The following is a 19,276-nucleotide window of genomic DNA, read 5'->3' on the forward strand; positions in this document are numbered from 1 at the left end:
TGCTCACGGGTGTCGTGGCCCAATGGTGGCTACGGCTCTTGCTCTGCGCATAGCAGCTGCAGCCTGCGGCTGGGGCCGAAGCCGGCAAGAATCGCCCTCGGTCGCCGTTCTTCGCGGAATCCTGCTCCGTGGGGGATTGTTGTCGCGGTAGCTGTGACCATAAACTACGATCCTCCCATCGTGCCGCGAATGAGAAAAACCAACACTGCTACGGCCGACGAGCCGGAAACGACCGCGACTGCGGGCACCCCAGCAAAGGGCGGCCGCGCAAAGCGCACCTCGAAAGCAAACACGGCGGCGCGTACCTCGAAAACGCCTGCCGGTGCCTCTGCCTCTCGCGAAGGCGGCGGGCGAGACGAAGAGCGCGACCCGGAAAGCGAAGCCGGGACCGCGGAGCCGACGGAAGAAGGCAGCCCCGAAAGCGAGATGGGGACCGAATCGAGCCCCGCCGCGGAGCTTTCCGCGGAAGAAGACATGGAGATGGAGGACGGGATCATCGAGAGCGGCGCCGATTCCACGGCCGCCCCCTTCCCGTCGGAGCGTGAACCGGTGTCGGAGGCGGCGACGTCGATCGCCCGCTTCGATCCCATGGCCGCGTATTTGCGCGAGGTCCAGCGCCATCCGCTGCTCACGCCGGAAGAGACGCACGAGCTGGCGGTGCGGTTCGTCGAATCGCAGGATCCCAGGTCGGCGGCGCAGCTGGTGACCGCGAACCTCCGCCTCGTGGTGAAAATCGCCTACGAGTACCGCCGCGCGTACAAGAACATCATGGACCTCGTGCAGGAGGGCAACATCGGCCTCATGCAAGCGGTCAAGCGCTACGACCCGTACCGTGGGGTGAAGCTCTCCTCGTACGCCGCGTGGTGGATCCGGGCGTACATCCTGCGGTTCATCCTCAACAATTGGCGCTTGGTGAAGCTCGGGACGACGCAGGCGCAGCGCAAGCTGTTCTTCAACCTGCGGAAGAAGCGCGCCGAGCTGCAGGCCATGGGCATCGACCCGACGCACGAGGAGATCGCCAAGCGGCTCAACGTGCCCGAGAGCGAGGTCGCCGACATGGACGTGCGCCTCACCTCGAGCGAAAAGTCGCTCGACGCCCCCGTGGGCGACGCCGAAGGGCGCGCCATCGCCAAGGTCGACATGATGCCGAGCGGGCTCGAAGGGCCCGAGACGCTCATGGCCGACGAGGAGCTTCACGCGCTGCTCAAGGAGAAGCTGGGCGCCTTCCGCGAGACCCTCGCCGGCAAGGAGAAGGACCTGGCCATCTTCGACGAGCGGCTCGTGGCGGACGAGCCCCTCACCCTGCAAGAGCTGGGGGATCGCTTCGGCATCTCGCGCGAACGCGTGCGGCAACTCGAGCAGCGGCTGACCATGCGCCTGCGCGAGTTCCTGCGCGACGAAATGGGCGACGCGGCCGAGGCCAACTAGCATGGCGGAGGCGGGACGGCTTTACGTCGTAGCCACGCCCATCGGAAATCTCGAGGACATCACGCCGCGCGCCCTGCGACTGCTCGGCGCGTGTGCCCGCATTGCCGCCGAGGACACCCGGCGCACGCGGCAGCTGTTGACCCACTTCGGGATTTCGCCGCGGGCGCTGGAGTCGCTGCACGCCCACTCGAGCCCGCGCGAAATTGCGCGGCTGGTGGACGCGCTGCAATCGGGTGAGGACGTTGCGTTCGTGACCGATGCAGGTACGCCGCTGGTGAGCGATCCGGGCGATTCGTTGGTCCGCGCGGCCATCGAAGCCGGCATCACCGTGGTGCCGGTGCCGGGCGCGAGCGCGGTGCTGGCGGCGCTGATGGCGAGCGGCCTCGTGGGCGGGGCCTTTCGCTTTTTGGGCTTTCTGCCGCGCGACGGCTCCACGCGGCGCGACGCCATCGCGCGCGCGTGCGACACACCGGAGACGGTGGTGCTCTTCGAGGCGGCGAACCGCACGAATGCGACCTTGTCCGATCTGGCCGATGCCACGCCGGATCGCACGGCGTGCGTGGCGCGCGAACTCACCAAGCTGCACGAGGAGTTTCTACGCGGCACCTTGCGCGAGCTGGTCGCGCTGAAGCATGCGTGGATCGGCGAGGTCGCCCTCGTGCTGGGCCCGCACGAGGTCTCCGCGCGCGAAGGCGCCATCGACGATGCGGCGCTCGACGAGAAGATCGATCTCGCGCTGGCCCAAGGCGAACACTCGCGGGCCATTGCGGAGCGATTGGCCGCGTGGAGCGGGCGGCCGAAGCGACAAGTTTATGGCCGCGTGATCGCCCGCAAGCAGCGGCTCGAAGGCTGAGCACGGCTCGATTGGCCGCAGTCGACCCGAGACATTGGCACAATTGATACTTGCGGAAAATGCCGGCCGGCCGTGGATTCACGGTTCGGTTGGGCATACAACTAGGCCAATTGGAGGTCCAATTGAGCCAAGATGTCGGGCTGAGCGTGGACCCTCGACGAGAGGATCCCATCTACCGCCAGATCTTCGACCAGGTCGTGGAGCGCATTCAGACGCATGCCTTCCCGCCGGGTTACAAGCTGCCGCCGACCCGTGTGTTGGCGCGCACCTTGAGCACGCACCGCAATACGGTGGCCAGGGCCTATGCCGATCTGGAGGCCGCCGGTTTCGTCTCGTCCACCGTGGGACGCGGCACCTTCGTCGAGCAGCAGGCGCATCCCCCCGCGGAGTCACACGTCGGGCGCGCGCGCACGCTCGAGGGTTCGATGCTGCCGTGGACGTCCCTTCTCTCGCGCGCCTCGCGCATCGAGAGCTTGAACCGCGCCGAGCGCATGGCGCGCTACGTCGAGGGGCGCGACGTGATCAACCTGTCGCGCATGCAGCCGTCGCTCGATCTGCTGCCGGACGACCTGATGCAGCGATGCATCGAGCGCGTGATGAACGACATGGGCGCGCGGGCGATGAACTACGCGCCGCCCGACGGCGTGCGACGCCTTCGCGAGCAAATTGCGCATGATCTGAGCCTGCGCGGCGTGCCCGCGACCTTGGACGACATTCTGGTGACCACCGGGAGCCAGCAGGCGCTCGACTTGATTGCGCGCGCGCTGGTCAACCCGGGCGAGGCCGTGTTGGTCGATAGCAACACGTACTCGGGCGCCGTCGATCTTTTCTCCGTCGCGGGTGCGCGCCTCATCGGCGTGCCCAACGATGGCCAAGGGCCCGATCTTCTCGCGCTGGAGCGCTTTGCACGCTCCGACGTGAAGGCGCTTTACCTGATGCCCAATGGGCACAACCCCACGGGGATGACCATCTCCGCGGAGCGCCGCCACAAGTTGGTGCGCTGGTCGCACGCCACGGGCATCGCGCTCATCGAGGACGACTTTGGCGCGGGCCTGAGCCTCGATGGGCAGCCGCTCCCTCCGTCCCTGCGCGCGCTCGATGGAGACGTGATTCACCTGTCCACGTTCAGCAAGCGCCTCATTCCGGCGCTGCGCATTGGCTTCGTGGTCTGTCCGCGGCCGATCCGCAACGTGCTTCGTTCGCTGAAGCGGGTGACGGACCTGGGCACGTCGGCGCTCCTCCAGCACGCGCTCGCGGAGTTCATGGAGCGCGGGTACCTGCGCGCGCACATGAACCGTGTGCTGCCCGAGTACCAAACACGGCGCAACGCGCTCGAGGCCGCGCTGCGCAAGGCGCTGCCGCCCGAGGTTCGGTGGAACACGCCGTACCACGGGGTCGTTCTCTGGCTGCGTCTTCCCCGCTCCGTCGATCCGGAGCGGGTCACCGAGGAGGCGTTCCGCCATGGCGTGCAGGTGACGCCGAGCAGCCTCTATTCGGTGGAGGCCGAGGCCGAGCCGGCGCTGCGCGTGACCTTCTGCGCCGAGCCGCCGGAAAGGCTGGCCGAGGGCGCGCGGCGCCTCGGAAAAGCATTCAAAGCCGTCATGGCCCAGATGCCGCGTTCGGTGGATGGGCACGCCGCAGATGCGGTGGTGGAAGTCGTTTGAGCAACCAGGGAAGACGTGGAGATCGAGATATGAAAAAGGCAACCAACACGACGAAATTGGGACTCGCCGAAATGCTCAAGGGCGGCGTCATCATGGACGTGGTCAACGCCGAACAGGCGAAGATCGCCGAAGACGCCGGGGCCTGCGCGGTGATGGCTCTCGAGCGTGTGCCGGCGCAGATCCGCGCGGAAGGCGGCGTGGCCCGCGCGTCCGACCCGGCGATGATCGTGTCGATTCAAAAGGCTGTGAGCATCCCCGTGATGGCCAAATGCCGCATTGGCCATTTCGCCGAGGCGCGCATTCTGGAGGCGCTCGGCGTGGACTTCATCGACGAGAGCGAAGTCCTCACCGTGGCCGACGACGAGTTCCATATCGAGAAGGCGTCGTTCCGCGTGCCGTTCGTCTGCGGCTGCCGCGATCTGGGCGAGGCCCTTCGCCGCATCACCGAGGGCGCGTCCCTCTTGCGCACCAAAGGCGAGGCCGGAACGGGTGACGTGGTCGAGGCCGTGAAGCACCTGCGCAAGCTGCGCACGCAAATCCGCCGCGTGAGCGTCATGGAAGTGGACGAGCTGGTGAGCGAGGGCAAGAACCTGGGTGCGCCGGTCGAGCTGCTGCTCAAGGTGAAGGAAACCGGCAAGCTGCCCGTGCCGAATTTCGCAGCGGGCGGCATCGCCACCCCGGCCGACGCGGCACTGTGCATGGCGCTCGGCGCCGAGGCGCTCTTCGTCGGCAGCGGCATCTTCTTGAGCGACGACGCGCCGAAGCGAGCACGCGCCATCGTCACCGCGGCCACCTATTGGCAAGACGCCGACAAACTGGCCGAGGTGAGCACCGCCCTCGGCCAACCGATGAAATCCGTGCAGGCGGCGTCGCTGCTCACGCACGAGCGATTCGCCGAACGAGGGCGATGACTCCACTTCGAAAACCTAACGGCAGGCGGTAAGGCATCATGCGAATTGGCATATTGGCTTTGCAGGGGGCATTCGACAAACACGCGGAGATGGCCCGGAGCCTCGGGCACGAGACCACCTTGGTGCGCCGCAAGGACGACTTCGAGGGCATCGATGGCCTCGTGCTTCCCGGCGGCGAGAGCACCGTGCAATTGAAGCTCATCGACCGGTTCGATCTGGAGTGGTCGCTGATGCGGTTCGCGGTGGCGGGGCATCCCATTCTCGCCACCTGTGCGGGGCTCATTCTGGCGGCGCGCACGGTGACCCAGCCCGAGCAACGCAGCCTCGGGTTCGTCGACGTGCGGGTGGCGCGCAATGCGTGGGGACGGCAGATCGATAGCTTCGAGGCGATGTCGGACGAAGGGCACCCGTTGGTGTTCATCCGCGCGCCGCGCATCCTCGATGTGGGGGAGAACGTCGATGTCTTGGGCCGCTTCCGCGGTGAGCCCGTGCTCATTCGCCAGGGCAACGTCACGTGCGCCACGTTTCACCCCGAGCTGACGAACGATCCGTACGTCTACCGACTCGCCTTCCGAAAGAGCCAAGCCCATGCCATCGCGCAGTCCAAGAATGAGTCTCACGCCCCTCACGCTTGAGGGGCGCTTCGTCCGGCTCGAACCACTCGCCGCCTCGCACGGCGGCGAGTTCGAGCAGATTCAGGATCAGATCGACGAGCCCGTGTCGAAGTTCAATATGAGCTTTGAACACGGCGACGTCGGCCGCTGGTTCCGCGACATCGTGAATGCGCCCATCGAGCAGGCCCTCACCTTCGCGGTTCGCCGCCTGAGCGATGGCCAAATCGTGGGCAGCACCCGCTACCACGCGATCGATCTACCGAACCAATCGCTCGAGGTGGGCGGAACTTGGTACGTCCGCTCGGCGCGTGGCACGTTCGTGAATCCCGAGTGCAAACGATTGCTGTTGAATCACGCCTTCGAAGATTTGAATTTGAATCGCGTGCAGCTCAAATGCGACTCGCGCAATGCGCACTCCCGCAATGCCATGTTGAAAATGGGCGCAAAGGAAGAGGGCACGTTACGGCGCCACTCGATTTACCCGAGCGGGTACGTGCGCGATGCGATCTTCTTCAGCGTCATCCGCGAAGAATGGCCCGACGTGAAGCGCGGATTGACCGAACGCCTCGCGCGCTTCGGTTGAACGCTACATCGCGGCGCCGAGGGCCTCGTCGACGGCGCGGGGATTGAAGCCGACCATCATTTTGCCGCGGACGTCGAGGACCGGGATGGAGCCGTCGTGCAGGCCAGCCTTGGCGAGTTTGGCGTGCATTTCGCGAGCGGCGTCGCGATCGGCCTCGATGTTCTTCTCGACGAAGGGGATGCCCTTTTTGCGGAGGTAGGCGGCGGCTTGGTGGCACGGGCCGCACCATTCGGCGCCGTAGATGATGACCGCGGGGCGGGCGTTGGGATCCGAAGGCTCTCCCCCGCCGCTCGGGGCGACGGGCCCCGGGGGCTGGCCCGGCTGCGCGCCTTGTTCGGAGGGCGCTTTCGGCTCCAAGAGTGCGCTCTTGCCTTTGCGGCGGGCGACGGCCATATCGTCGAATTGCGCCTTGGTCATCGGCTTGACCAAGTAATTGCCGTCGGGCTGGGCGGTGCGCAGATCCGCGACGTAGATGCGCTCGGGATGGGTGCCCTCGTCGCGCGAAGGGTCGACCACGCGCACGGCGTCGCGTCCCACGAGCGGCACGTCGGCCGCGCGCTGTTCGACGTGGAAGTCGCCGTGTTCGTCGATCCAGGTGAGGAGCAGCCCCTCGCTGGCGTCGGAAACCGTGAAGGGCACGGTTTCCGAGGCGGCGGCCTTGTCGGCCGAAACGTCGCCGCCGCGTTTCTTGCAGCCCGTGACGGCGAGGCCCATGACCAAAAGAAGGGGGGCCAAGAGAAGAACGAGCCGGAAAAACGGTACCGACGGTTTCACGACGCTTCCTCCGACAGACTGGCCCACTCCGTCATCATCTGGTCCACCTTCTTGCTCAGAGCTTGCTCCGCCTTGGCCCGTTCGGCCAGCTTTGCCCAATCGCCGCCGGGGTCTTCGCGGAGCTGGGCGCGCATCTCGGTCAGGCTCTTTTCGGCCGCGGCGATGCCCTTTTCCAGCTCCTCGAGGCGTCGCTTTCTGCGCTCGCGGTCGCGCGCCTCCTTGCGCTGGGCCTCGAACGACTGCCGCCCGCCAGCGTCGGCCTTCGTTTCCTTGGTGGGCTGCGGTTCGGGTTTCTTCTCGGCCTTCTTTTCAGGCCTTTTCGCGGCTTCCTCGGCCGCGGCCTGCTCGGCCGCCATCTGCGCGACGTGGCTCGAATAGTCGTAGAACCCGCCCTGGTAGATCTCCACCTGCCCATCGCGCACGGACACGATGCGCGTGGCCACCGTCTCGAGAAAACGACGGTCGTGCGACACCAGGATGACCGTGCCCTCGAACGAGACCAACGCCTCCTCCAGGATTTCCGCCGCTGGAATGTCCAAGTGGTTCGTCGGCTCGTCCAAGAAGAGCAGGTTGCGCGGCTCGAGCAGCAGCTTGGCCAGCGCCAGACGCGAGCGCTCGCCGCCGGAGAAACCGGAGACGGTGCGCAAGGGATGATCGCCCCAGAAGCGAAAGCGCGCGAGGTATTGGCGCGCCGCCTCCACCGTGAAGTCGCCCCGCACGCGGCGCACTTCTTCCACCGCGGTGCGCGAAGGATCGACCTCGCCCAGGTGCTGGTCGAAGTAGCCCTCCTGCAGGTTGGTGCCTCGCTTCACCGTGCCGCGATCGTCCGATGCGCCGCGCGCGGCGAGAAGCTTCAACAGCGTGCTCTTGCCGGAGCCGTTGGGGCCCACGATGCCGATGCGCTCTCCGCGGCGCAGGAGCAGGTCGACGCCCGAGAACAAAGGACGTCCGCCGCGTTCGGCCGCGAGGCTCTTGGCATCGAGCACGATGTCGCCACTGCGGTTGGCCGGCGCGAAGCGGAATGCAATGCGGTCGGCGACTTGCCACACGTCCTCGGGGCGCTCGAGCCGGTCGAGCTTATCGAGCATTTTGCGGCGGCTCTGCGCCTGCTTGGTCTTCTGGCCCGCGATGTTCTTGCGGATGAAGTCTTCCGTCTTGTCGATCATCGACTGCTGGCGCTCCAAGAGCGCGCGTTCGCGGGCGAGATCCTCTTCGCGGGCCACCGCGTAGTCGGTGTACTTGAGCGGGTAGTCGCGAAGACCGCGCGAGCCGAGCTCCAAGGTGCGCGGACAGGTGCGGTCGAGAAAGGCGCGATCGTGGGAGACGACGAGAACGGCGCCGCGGTAGCGAATCAGGTAGTCCTCGAGCCAGGTGATCGTGTCCAGGTCGAGGTGGTTCGTGGGCTCGTCGATGAGCAGCAGATCCGGCTTTTGCGCGAGCACGATGCCCAGCTGCAGGCGACCTCGCTCGCCGCCGGAGAGCGACGCCACGGGGCGTGCGAGGTCCGCGTCGGAGAAGCCGAGCTTGTGCGCCAGAATGGCGACCTCACGCTCGAGCTCGTCGCCACGGGCGACGTGGTAGCGATCGCTCACGTGGGCGAGGTGCTCGAGGGCCCGCGCATCGCCCGAGGCGGCGCCATGCTGCGCCTCCGTGAGCTCGTGCCGGAGTTCGACGATGTCCTGGAAGGCCGAGAGAAAGGCCTCCAAGACGTCGCCGGCCGGAGGGAGCTCGTGCGATTGGCGGTAGTAGCCGAAGCTGGTTTCCTTGCGGATGACCACGGAGCCACGGTCGGGCTCGATTTCGCGCGCGATGAGGCGCAGCAACGTGGATTTTCCCGCGCCATTTGGCGCTACCAGCGATGCCCGCTCGCCGAGGGCCAGGCTGAAGGTGACGTTCTCGAAGAGGAAATCGCCGGCGTATCCGAAGCGGACGTCAGCGACTTGAAGCACGGTCATAGCGGTGTTCGATGTAGCACGACCGCACGACCAGAACTCGCTAGGAAAGCCCGTGCGGCACCGCTAATCTCGGCCCATGCGGCGCTCCTTTTGGCTTCCTCTGGCGTTGGCTACGGTCGCGATCGCTGGCGGGCTCACGTGCATGGCATGCAAAAAGTCGGTGGGCGAGCTGCAGACCTACGACGTGGTGGCCGACGCCCCCGGCGACCCCGGGCACCCGGCGGAAGTTCACCTGGAGATGCAAGAGGGCGATCTTCACGTGACCCCGGGCGGGGTGCACGTGGTGGGCGGCGCGGCGAAGACCAACGTGAGCGATCTGGCGCCCGCCGTATCGACGGCCGGGTACAAGCTGACGGTGTCGCAAGGTAAACCCGGGGTGGACGCCTCGAAGTGGGGCACGGGCCTCATTGCGGACTATCGCCTCACATTGGGCACCACGCCGATGGCCCTCACGGTGTCGGGCGGCGCATCGTCGGTCGATCTGGAGCTGGGCGGGCTGGCGGTTCATTCGCTGACCGTGCGCAATGGCGCGGGCTCCGTTCGCGTGGGCGAGGGCGCGCCGAACCCGATGGCGGCTGACACGATCGACGTGGAGACGGGTGCAGGCAATGTCACGTTGACCGACGTGGGACGCTTCGGTGCCTCCAAGCTGCGGGTGCGCGCGGGGGCCGGTGTGGTCAACGTGTCACTCGGCAGCAAGGTGGAGCGCGAGGTGTCGCTCGACTTGGAAACCGGCGCGGGTGCGGTGCGCCTGGCGATTCCGAACGGGGTCAGCGCACGCGCCGAGGTGAAGAGCGAAGCGGGGCCGCTCAAGGTCACGGGCTGGACGAAGGATGGCGAAGACTACGTGCTCGGCGCTGCGACGCCGAACCCGCGCATCCGCATCCGCGTGAAAACCGGCGCGGGCCCCATCACCTTCGATACCGCTCCCTAGGCGACCTTCGGGAGCCTGTGCCGGGTGCGATTCCGCACACGGCCTAGGCCTCGTACAAGATCTGAAACTCGCAGGCCTTGGCGCCGTGCAGGCGGCACGCGGATTCGCGTGCATCGATGAATCGGGCGCCGGTGATGATCACCGTCTGCTCCATCCAGCCGAGGACGGCGTTGCAGTGGCAACGATGCGGCATGCCAAAGTTCTCGATGGTCACCAGGCAACCGCCCGGGATGACGCTCATGGAGGCGCTGCCCGAGTCGTAGTGCGAGCTCCACACGGCCGCGACCTTGGTGAGGATGTAGGTCGGCGTGCCGATCTTGTAGAAGATGCGGTAAATCGTCGGCAGGTTGACCTCGGCGGTGTAGCGACCGAGCACACGGCAGAGTGCGAGATCGCCGGTGCCGAACCGGCGATCGATTTCGACGTTGAGTGCGATGTACGCGTCGAAGGGGACCCAGAGATTCGGCGTGACCGCCGAGCGAATGGCGAACTCGTGGCGATCCAGCGCCGAGAAGATTGGCTCGATGTGTTCCGGCCCGCGTTGGGTGCGGACCCAATCGAGTCGTGCACGGATGGCACTGGCGCGCACGTGAACCACGCCGCCTACTATAGCGCTGGGAACATCAAGACGCCTTTATGTGGTCTTCAGGATCCGAAAACCACACGCGACAGACGTGCGACGGTGTCGTCGAAGGGCACGCGTTCTTTGGAGTCTTGCCGCAGGAATTGCTCGATGCGCGGCATGTGCAGGAGCGCCTCGTCGAGCTCGCGATCGCTTCCCTTGGCGTAGGCGCCCAACGTCACGAGATCGCGCTTCGCCTCGTAGGTGGCAACCATCGCACGCAAGCGGCGCGCGGCATTGCGGTGCTCGGCGGTGACGATGCCGTCCATGACACGCGACAACGAGGCCGTGACGTCGACCGCGGGGTAGTGACCGCGCGCGGCAATCGAGCGGTCGAGCACGACATGCCCGTCGAGGATGCCGCGCACTTCGTCGGCGATGGGCTCGTCCATGTCGCTGCCCTCGACGAGGATCGTGTAGATCGCCGTGATGGATCCGTGGGCCGCTTGGCCCGCGCGCTCGAGCAGGCGCGGGAGCGCGGCGAAGACGCTGGGAGGATAACCGCGGCGGGCGGGCGGTTCGCCCGCGGCAAGGCCGATCTCGCGTTGGGCGCGCGCGAAGCGCGTGACGGAGTCGATGAGCAACATGACGCGTGCGCCTTGATCGCGGAAGTACTCCGCGTAGGCGGTGGCGACTTGCGCCGAGCGCAGTCGCTCGAGCGCGGAGACGTCGCTGGTGGCCACCACGACGACGCTGCGCGCGCGGCCTTCATCGCCGAGCGCGTGATCGAGGAACTCGCCAACTTCGCGACCGCGTTCGCCGACGAGGCCCATCACCACGACGTCGGCCCAGGCGCCGCGCGCGACGGCTCCGAGCAGCGAGCTCTTGCCCACGCCCGATCCCGCGAACAGGCCCACGCGCTGGCCTTCCCCCAAGGTGAGCAGGCCATCGATCACGCGCACACCCGTCGCAATGGGCTTGTCCACGCGGCGCCGTTCGAGCGCGGGCGGAGGATCGCGATCGACGGGGACCCATTCGTCGCCGGGAAGGTCGCTGCCGCCATCGAGTGGGCGACCGAGGCCGTCGACGACGCGGCCGAGCAGGGATGCGTGGGCGCGCACGCCGGAGACGACGCCGGTGGCCTCCACTTCGTCGTCCGGGCCGACACCGGTGAGCGCGCCGAGTGGCATGGCGATGACCTCGCCCTCCGCGAAGCCGACGATCTCGCACGGAAGCGGCGTGCCGCGCCTGCGCACTTCGACGACATCGCCCACGCGCGCGCCCGGCAACGTGAAGCGCAACGCCAGCCCGGTCACGCCGAGCACACGCCCCTTCGGACGCAGCGTCGGCGTCGCCGCCAGCTTGGCTTTGATGGCGTCGAGATCGACAGGCACGCCGCCTGCCCGATCTATTTGGCAGCGACGCGACGGCGGGAAACCCCTTCCGCGTCTTCGGCGCCCAGACGAAGCTCTTCGTCGAGCATCGTCAGGAGCTCACGTGCGCGGGATGTGAGCGCCGTGGGCACCTGCACTTGGACCACGACGATGAGGCACCCGCGACCGCGGCCGTCGAGCCGGGGGATGCCCTGCCCTTTCAACGTGAAGACCGCGCCCGATTGCGTACCCGCCGGGATGCTCACCGTGAGGGTGGGCTCTTCCCCATTTTCCGTCTCGGGGCCGATGGAGGGAACGCGCACCTCTGCACCGAGCGCCGCGTCGACGAAGCCGACGCTGACGCGGGTCACCAAGTCGGTCCCGTCGCGCTCGAAGCGCGAATCTTCCTCCACGTCGACTTCGACGTAGAGATCTCCCGGGGGGACGTTGCCCGGACCGGGCATGCCCTGCCCTTGCACGCGAAGGCGCTGGCCCGAGTCGATGCCGGCGGGGAAATTGACCGTCACCTTGCGCGGCTTGGCGATGACGCCCTCGCCCTTGCACGACTTGCAGACGTTGCGAATGACCTGACCGCGGCCTTGGCAACGGGCGCACGGTGCGGTGAACATCACGAAACCGCGCGCGGTGGACACTTGGCCCGTGCCGCGGCATCCGCTGCAGGCTTCCGGCTTGGACCCCGCGGCCGCCCCGCTGCCGCTGCAATCGTCGCAGCGCGAGGGGGCGTGAACCACGACCTCACGCTTGCAGCCAAAGGCCGCATCACGGAGCGAGAGACGCTGTTGGACGCGCAGATCTCCACCACGGCGTGGGGCGCGGTTGCCACCAAAGCCGAATGGACCGCCCGAGAACATCTCCGCGAAGAGATCCTGCATGTGCGAGAAGACGTCGCCCATGTCCCCAGGACCACCGCTCGCCTGCCCTTCGAGGCCTGCGAAACCGAACTGGTCGTAGATGCGTCGCTTCTGCTCGTCGGACAGCACCTGGTACGCCTCGTTCACCTCCTTGAAGGTTTGCTCGGCGTTGGGGTTACCCTGGTTGCGATCCGGATGATGCTTCAACGCCTCCTTCTTGTAGGCGCGACGCAGTTCTTCGGCAGATGCATCCTTCGAACAACCCAGAACTTCGTAATAGCACCGCTTCGACATGTCACCCGATGGGGTTTTAAAGCAATGGATTGCCCACGAATGGCTCGCCGCGCCAAGTTAAGTCGCTCGAGTTTCTTGTCAACGAAACTCCTTAATTGGACCCGGCGTCGACCATCACCTGGCTTCTATAGTCACTCGTTAGGCTTCTTGCGAGTCCTGAACTGCACGTGCGCGATCCCGCGCATCGAGCTCGCGTGAAAGCTGCTCGAGAAGCACCGCTTGCCGTTGGAGCTCGGCTCGTGCTCGGGTGAGCTCCTCCCCCGATTCGGCCCGCAGGCGGGCGTCGTGTTCCTGGGAGATAGCCCTTCGAAGGATATCGAGCTCGTCTTCCAAGCGGGTGAGACGCTCGAGATCGATGGCTCGGTACGCGTTCCGGGTCAGCTCGCCTTCGAGCTCGGCAATGCGCCACGTCCGCGCGTGGAGCTCGCCTTCCCTTCGGGCGGTGTCGATGGCCATCTCGTCGAGCTTCGCGCTCCAGTCGGCATTTTCGCGCGCCACCTTCTCGAGCTTCTCGAGCAGGGCCGGATCGACCGCGGCGCTTTGCGCGCCACCGCCCCCGCCTCCTCCTTCGGCGACACCTTCCTGAGGGGCCGTGTCGAGGGGTGTGCGCTCTTCCAGCTCGGCAACGAGGCCCAATGTGATGCGGTCGCGGCGGGTGATTTCGCGCTCGAGCTCGGCGATGCGGTGCCCGCGCTCGACGAGGCGCGCCTCCACCGCGCTCAACTCGGCGCCGTGGGCTTCCGCCATCTGGGAAAATTCGCGCTCGAGTAGACCGTACCGCTCCTCGTGCTCGCCGATCTGCAAGAGGAGGCGGTCGACCTCCTCCGAGTCGGACAGCGCCTTTTGCTCATTGGCGGCGCGTTCGGCCTCGAGCGAGTTCTTGAGCGCCTCGATCTCGGCGAGCAGGGATACGCCTTGTTCCGCACGCAACAGCGCCGTTTGCTCGGCGTCGCGGGTGCGCTCCTCGAGGACGCGTGCGGCATCTTCCGCCGTGCGCATGGCCTCTTCGAAGGCGACGGCGTGCTCGCGCCGGCGGTCGATGTCCACCTCGAGCTGCTGGATGCGCATGCCGGCGTCGTAGACGGCTTGCTCCAATTCACCCACGCGGTGGGCGCGCGAGGCTTCCGCTTCGAGGCGCGCGAGCTCGGCGCTCTGCTCCCCAAGCTGGCTTCCTTGCTCCGCGAGCTGGGCCCGCTGCTCCGCGATCTCGGCCCGCTGCTCCGCGATCTCGGCGCGCTGCTCGTCGAGTTGCGCCTCGAGCTGGGCCACGCGGGTCATCGCCTCTTCCGCGAGCACCGCACGGTCGGCCGCGAAGGCGCCTTCCTGCGTGGAGCTCAGCGAAAGGTGCGCCGTCGCCGCATCGCGCGGCAGCTGGACGATGGCGTACGGCTCGAGCCGCACGTGATCCGAATGGCTCGCCAGCGCGATGAAGTACTCGGGCGGCTCCGCCTCGGTCACCAGCTCGGTGTGGACGCTGACCTCGGGGTCCTCGTCGGTCTCCCCCAGTTCGGCGATGGCTGCACCGAAGAAGGGCACCTGGCCGACCATGCGCACGCATGCGAACTGCAGCGAAACGATGTCGTACAGCTCGTAGTAGTCGACGATCCGCGTCTCGGGCGCCTGCGCGGGGTCCCACGCTTGCGGGTTGCGCGCGGCCACGAGCACCGCGCCCTCCGCGTCCACCACGCGGCGAAGGCGCGCGACCAGCGACGTGGGATCCTCGAGCAGGGCCACGTCGGGGACGAGCACCAGGTCGAAGGCCCCATCGCGCACGTCCAAATCGTCGTCGCGGAGGTGGCGGAGGACGACACCGCGCGGGAAGTCCGCCTGGGCGCGGCGCACCCGGTCGGGGTCGGGGTCGTAGACGTGAACCAGACGCGCCCCCATCTCGAGGAGGCGCGCACCGAGGTCCTGCGTTGCGTCACCCACCACGAGTACGCGACGACCTGCCGCGAGAGGCTCGGCATAGAGGCAGAGAAGATGCGAAGGCAGAACGGGATCCATTGGCGTGTTTTGCAGCGCTCCCGCCGTGGAGGGCTCGCTCGCAATTTCCGAGGCTAATACGGCAAGCGGGAACTTTGTACCCACTTCACTCGGGGGTACCCTGGCCGCATGACGAAAAAGATCGCTCTATTTTGGCCGGGGGACGCGCGCCAGAAGCCCAATGAGCTTGCCCTGCCGAACATCACGGAGGCGACCGTCCAGCTCGAAACAGCCCTCAAGAAGCTCGGCCGGCAGACGTACCGGGTCGAAGGCTTCCTTTCCAAGCCGCACGAGTCGATCGAAAAGCTCGGCCCCATCGACGATCCGATGATTGGCGTCTGCGTCCATTGGTTTTACGGCCCCCACACCTGTGACGGGGTCGCGGGGAAGGACAATCCCCTACTGCTGGCCAGCAATTTCTCCGGCCGCTGGCCCGGCCTCGTGGGGTTGCTCAACACGGGCGCCTGCCTCGAGATGCTCAATCGGCCCTTCTCGCGCGTGTGGACGTCGTCACCCGATTTCTCCAAAGATCCCGCATTCATGGACCGGCTCGCCGAGTGGTGCGAGACGGGAAAGATCAAGTATGGCGAGAGCCAGATCGCCTACGGCGGCCCCGTGAGTGCCGACGCCTTCGCGCGTGCCAAACGTGTGGCGGCGGGCATCCGGCAGCGCAAGCCGCTCTTCCTCATGTTGGGCGACACGTCGATGGGCATGATCAACGGGTACTTCGGCCCGCGGCTTCTGCACTCGGTGGGCTTTGCCGAGCACAAGATCGACCAGGCGTGGATCATCGACCGCGGCAAGCGCATCGACGAGGGGCGCATCGACCGCGCCCTCGCCTTCGTCAAAGAGAAGGGCATCACCTTCCACTGGGGCGAGAAGGACGCGGAGGACTTCGACGAGCGCGCCACGCGCGAGCAGCTCCGTGACTACCTGGTGGTGCTGGACTTGATCCACGAGTTCAAGGCCGATGGTCTCGGCTGGCAGTACCAGCTCGGGCTGATCCCCCTGCGACCGCCGTCGGATCTGGCCGAGGGCCTCTTCAACTCGGCGTGCCGCCCGGAGTCGAACGGCGACACCATCGCGACGGCCACGGAGGCCGATCAGGGCAACCTGGTGCCGATGGAAATGATGAAGCGGCTCCTGAAGGACAAGGGGCTGCATCAAGCCGTGATGTTCCACGACGTGCGCTGGGGCGCCGAGCACGATGGGCGCTTTTTGTGGGTCCTGCTCAACTCGGGCTCGTGCGGCGCGTATGCGTTCAACCACGATCCGAACACGCTGAAGGGCACGCACTCGTACCGGCAGCCGTCGCTGTACTTCCCCACACCGGGCGGAAGCTTCGCCGGCGAGAGCTTGCCCGGAAAGATGACCTGGGCGCGCGCGTACATCAAAAACGACGTGCTCTGGATGGACATCGGGCGCGGCGAGGTGGTGAAGCTCCCGCCGAAGGTGCGCGACGAGTGGTGGGAAGGCACCACGCGCCAGTGGCCCTTCATGGCGGCGGACATGGGCATTTCGCAGGAGACGCTGATGGCGCACTACCTGTCGAACCACGTGGCGGTGGCCTACGGCGACGTCTTCGACGAGATGGTGGCGCTGTCGCAGGAGCTCGGCTTCCGCGTGCGCGTTCTTTCGGGGCAATGAGATGATCGCGTTCTACCTAGGCGTGGATGTGGGCACGGGGAGCGCACGCGCGGCGCTCTTCGATGGTATCGGTACCATGGTGGGGATGGGCACCCATCCCATCGAAATGTTTCGACCGGCCGACGACTTCGTGGAGCAGTCGTCCGACGACATTTGGCGGGCGTGCGCCATCGCGGTGAAAGCCGCGCTCGCTCAGGCGAAGATCGATCCGGCGCGGGTGGCCGGCATCGGTTTCGATGCGACATGCTCGCTGGTGGCGCTGGGGGAGAACGATGCGCCGGTGAGCGTGAGCCCCAGCGGTCACGACGCGCAGAACGTCATCGTGTGGATGGACCACCGCGCCGTGGAGCAGACGAACCGCATCAACGCGGGCAAGCACGAGGTGCTGCGGTACGTGGGCGGGGTCATCTCGCCCGAGATGGAGACGCCCAAGTTGCTCTGGTTGAAGGAGCACCTACCGGAAGCCTGGGGGCGTGCGAGGAAGTTCTTCGATCTGCCGGATTACCTGACGTACCGCGCCACGGGCAACGACACGCGCTCGCTGTGCAGCACCACGTGCAAGTGGACCTACGTGGCGCGCAACGGCGGGTGGGACGCGTCGTACTTCCGCAGCATCGGGCTCGGCGACTTGGTCGACGAGGGCTACGCGCGCATCGGGACGCGGGTGCGGCCGATGGGCGAGCGCATCGGCGGGCTCACCGAAACGGCCGCGCGCGAGCTGGGGCTCGTTCCGGGGATACCCGTGGGGGTATCCATCATCGATGCGCACGCGGGTGGCATCGGCACCTTGGGCATGGCCATCGACGGCATGGTTCCCACCGAGGACGAGTTGCAGACGCGGCTCGCGCTCATCGGGGGCACGTCGAGCTGCCACATGGCGGTCTCACGCGAGGCGCGCTTCGTTCAAGGCGTGTGGGGACCGTACGAATCGGCGATGGTGCCCGAGCTGTGGCTCGCCGAGGGCGGGCAGTCGGCGACGGGCGCGCTGCTCGATTTTACGATCGCGTCGCACGCGCGGGCCACCGAGCTCGCGCAGGAGGCGACGCGGCGTGGAACGCGGGTGGAGACGCTGCTGAACGAGCGACTCGAGTCCCTTGCGGGCGAGACGGGGGCGGCCTTCACCGGGGAGCTCACCCGGGAGCTGCACGTGCTGCCGGACCATCATGGCAACCGCTCGCCGCGGGCGGACCCGACGGCGCGCGGGATGGTCTCGGGGCTCAAGCTGGACGACGGGGTCGATGCGCTCGCGCGCCTCTACCTGGCCACCATCCAGGGCATCGCCTACGGGACGCGTCATATCATCGACGCAATGAGTCAATCTGGATATGCGATTAGGACGTTGGTCGCCTGCGGGGGCGGGACGAAAAACCCGATGTTCTTGCAGCAGCACGCTGACGCAACGCGTTGCAACGTCGTCGTCCCGAAAGAACCCGAGGCCGTGTTGCTCGGTGCGGCAATCCTTGGCGCGGTCGCGTCCGGCAATCATCGGAGCATTATCTCCGCCATGGGAGCGATGAGCGGCGCCGGCCGTGTGGTCGTGCCGACCGAAAAAGACGCATCGCGCGACTTTCACGATCGCAAATACAAGGTTTTTCTGGCTATGTACGAGCACCAGATGCGCTACCGTGCACTGATGGCCGGCGTGCCGGCGTGATGTGCAAACGACCGTAATGCCATCGGTCGACTTGTGAGTCATCGGACATCTTTCTGCAATTCGGTATCAAGGAGGTCGTGAACGTGCGACATAGTCTAGGAACCCGTTTCGTTCGTTTCACGGCAGCGATGGCGCTGCTTTCCTTTGGCGCACTCTCGGGTGCGTCGCTCGTCGGCTGTGACAAAGACAAAGGTGGCGCCAGCGGAGGCGGAGCGACACCTGCGACCAGTGGCGAGGGCACCACCTCGGCCGCGTCAACGAAGAAGACGACCATCGCCGTGATCCCCAAAGGGACCACGCACGAGTTCTGGAAGTCGGTCCATGCCGGCGCGGTCAAGGCCTCCAAAGAAGAGAAGGTCGACATCGTCTGGAAAGGCCCGCTGAAGGAGGACGACCTCAAGGGCCAGATCGACGTGGTGGAGAGCTTCACCTCGCAAAAGGTGAGCGCGATCACGTTGGCACCGCTGAGCGACAAGGCGCTGGTCAATTCGGTGACCCAGGCCACGGCGGCGAAGGTGCCGGTGCTGGTGTTCGACTCGGATCTCGCGAGCGATCAGCAGGTGAGCTTCGTGGCCACGGACAACCTCGCCGCGGGGAAGATCGCCGGGCAGAACATGGTGAAGCTCCTCAACGGCAAGGGGAAGGTCATCGTGCTCCGCTACCAAGAGGGCTCGGCGAGCACGGCGAAACGCGAGCAAGGCTTCATCGAGGCGATCAAGGAAGCCAAGGACATCGAGATCGTCAGCGACAACCGTTACGCGGGTGCGACGACGGAGAGCGCGTTCTCGGCAAGCGAGAACTTGCTCGGCGCGCAGAAGGCGGCGGCGGGGGCCATCCAGGGCATTTTCACGCCGAACGAGTCGAGCACGTTCGGCATGCTCCTGGCGCTGCGCAAGGCCAACTTGGCGGGCAAGATCAAGTTCGTCGGCTTCGACGGCTCGGAGAAGCTCTTGGCCGGGCTCAAAGATGGGCACATCGACGGGCTGCTTCTGCAGAACCCGTTCCGCATGGGCTACCTGTCCATCAAGACGATGGCCAAGCACCTTCGCGGCGAGCCGATCGAGAAGCGCGTCGACACGGGCGCCGTCTTCATCACGAAGGCGAACATGGATTCACCGGACACGCAGGAAGTCGTTCATCCGGATCTCAAGACCTGGCTCGGCGAGTAGGAAAGC

General features: G+C 66.5%; 16 protein-coding genes. 10 read left to right on the forward strand and 6 right to left on the reverse strand.

Features of this window, described 5'->3' with window-relative positions; translation table 11 throughout:
- The first annotated feature begins 189 nt into the window (after window positions 1-189).
- The 6 genes from LVJ94_36490 (at window position 190) to LVJ94_36515 (ending at window position 6,053) form a co-directional block, all read left to right on the forward strand.
- Window positions 190-1,428 (forward strand): RNA polymerase factor sigma-32, encoded by a 1,239-nt coding sequence (locus LVJ94_36490; protein WXB02402.1) that lies wholly within the window; start codon window positions 190-192, stop codon window positions 1,426-1,428.
- Between the two features lies 1 nt (window position 1,429).
- Window positions 1,430-2,281, forward strand: coding sequence for a 16S rRNA (cytidine(1402)-2'-O)-methyltransferase (gene rsmI, locus LVJ94_36495; GenBank protein ID WXB02403.1), 852 nt, complete (start codon window positions 1,430-1,432; stop codon window positions 2,279-2,281).
- Between the two features lie 146 nt (window positions 2,282-2,427).
- Window positions 2,428-3,945, forward strand: a complete 1,518-nt coding sequence (locus LVJ94_36500) for a PLP-dependent aminotransferase family protein (GenBank protein WXB02404.1) — start codon at window positions 2,428-2,430, stop codon at window positions 3,943-3,945.
- A gap of 29 nt (window positions 3,946-3,974) precedes the next feature.
- Window positions 3,975-4,856: a pyridoxal 5'-phosphate synthase lyase subunit PdxS gene (gene pdxS / locus LVJ94_36505; GenBank protein WXB02405.1), complete on the forward strand. Its 882-nt coding sequence runs from the start codon at window positions 3,975-3,977 to the stop codon at window positions 4,854-4,856.
- Between the two features lie 38 nt (window positions 4,857-4,894).
- Window positions 4,895-5,491 (forward strand): pyridoxal 5'-phosphate synthase glutaminase subunit PdxT, encoded by a 597-nt coding sequence (gene pdxT / locus LVJ94_36510; GenBank protein ID WXB02406.1) that lies wholly within the window; start codon window positions 4,895-4,897, stop codon window positions 5,489-5,491.
- Window positions 5,466-6,053: a GNAT family N-acetyltransferase gene (locus tag LVJ94_36515; GenBank protein WXB02407.1), complete on the forward strand. Its 588-nt coding sequence runs from the start codon at window positions 5,466-5,468 to the stop codon at window positions 6,051-6,053. Before pdxT ends, LVJ94_36515 begins: the two co-directional genes overlap by 26 nt.
- Before the next feature lie 3 nt (window positions 6,054-6,056).
- Here the strand turns inward: LVJ94_36515 and LVJ94_36520 are convergent, their stop codons facing one another.
- Window positions 6,057-6,827, reverse strand: coding sequence for an NrdH-redoxin (locus tag LVJ94_36520; protein WXB02408.1), 771 nt, complete (start codon window positions 6,825-6,827; stop codon window positions 6,057-6,059).
- Window positions 6,824-8,782, reverse strand: coding sequence for an ATP-binding cassette domain-containing protein (locus LVJ94_36525; protein WXB02409.1), 1,959 nt, complete (start codon window positions 8,780-8,782; stop codon window positions 6,824-6,826). The genes LVJ94_36520 and LVJ94_36525 overlap by 4 nt, the downstream gene beginning before the upstream one ends.
- A gap of 76 nt (window positions 8,783-8,858) precedes the next feature.
- On the opposite strand from LVJ94_36525, the gene LVJ94_36530 reads away from it, so the two are divergent.
- Window positions 8,859-9,716, forward strand: coding sequence for a hypothetical protein (locus LVJ94_36530; GenBank protein ID WXB02410.1), 858 nt, complete (start codon window positions 8,859-8,861; stop codon window positions 9,714-9,716).
- A 43-nt stretch (window positions 9,717-9,759) separates the two neighbouring features.
- Here LVJ94_36530 and LVJ94_36535 read toward each other — a convergent pair whose 3' ends face one another.
- The 4 genes from LVJ94_36535 to LVJ94_36550 all read right to left on the reverse strand — a co-directional run bounded on the left by LVJ94_36535 (window position 9,760) and on the right by LVJ94_36550 (window position 14,821).
- Window positions 9,760-10,314: a hypothetical protein gene (locus tag LVJ94_36535; protein ID WXB02411.1), complete on the reverse strand. Its 555-nt coding sequence runs from the start codon at window positions 10,312-10,314 to the stop codon at window positions 9,760-9,762.
- A gap of 47 nt (window positions 10,315-10,361) precedes the next feature.
- Window positions 10,362-11,672 carry a FliI/YscN family ATPase gene (locus tag LVJ94_36540; GenBank protein ID WXB02412.1) on the reverse strand — a complete coding sequence of 437 codons (1,311 nt, stop codon included), beginning with the start codon at window positions 11,670-11,672 and terminating at the stop codon, window positions 10,362-10,364.
- A gap of 14 nt (window positions 11,673-11,686) precedes the next feature.
- Window positions 11,687-12,817: a molecular chaperone DnaJ gene (gene dnaJ / locus LVJ94_36545; GenBank protein ID WXB02413.1), complete on the reverse strand. Its 1,131-nt coding sequence runs from the start codon at window positions 12,815-12,817 to the stop codon at window positions 11,687-11,689.
- A 138-nt stretch (window positions 12,818-12,955) separates the two neighbouring features.
- Window positions 12,956-14,821: a hypothetical protein gene (locus LVJ94_36550; GenBank protein WXB02414.1), complete on the reverse strand. Its 1,866-nt coding sequence runs from the start codon at window positions 14,819-14,821 to the stop codon at window positions 12,956-12,958.
- Between the two features lie 108 nt (window positions 14,822-14,929).
- Between LVJ94_36550 and LVJ94_36555 the strand changes: the two genes are divergently transcribed.
- The 3 genes from LVJ94_36555 (at window position 14,930) to LVJ94_36565 (ending at window position 19,270) form a co-directional block, all read left to right on the forward strand.
- Window positions 14,930-16,447 (forward strand): hypothetical protein, encoded by a 1,518-nt coding sequence (locus LVJ94_36555; protein ID WXB02415.1) that lies wholly within the window; start codon window positions 14,930-14,932, stop codon window positions 16,445-16,447.
- 1 nt (window position 16,448) lies between these two features.
- A complete protein-coding gene (locus tag LVJ94_36560; GenBank protein WXB02416.1) occupies window positions 16,449-18,101 on the forward strand; it encodes an FGGY-family carbohydrate kinase in 1,653 nt (550 codons plus the stop codon).
- An 83-nt stretch (window positions 18,102-18,184) separates the two neighbouring features.
- Window positions 18,185-19,270 (forward strand): substrate-binding domain-containing protein, encoded by a 1,086-nt coding sequence (locus LVJ94_36565; protein WXB02417.1) that lies wholly within the window; start codon window positions 18,185-18,187, stop codon window positions 19,268-19,270.
- Window positions 19,271-19,276: the final 6 nt, after the last annotated feature.

It is taken from the genome of Sorangiineae bacterium MSr11367, from assembly GCA_037157805.1.
Lineage (GTDB): Bacteria > Myxococcota_A > Polyangia > Polyangiales > Polyangiaceae > Pendulispora > Pendulispora rubella.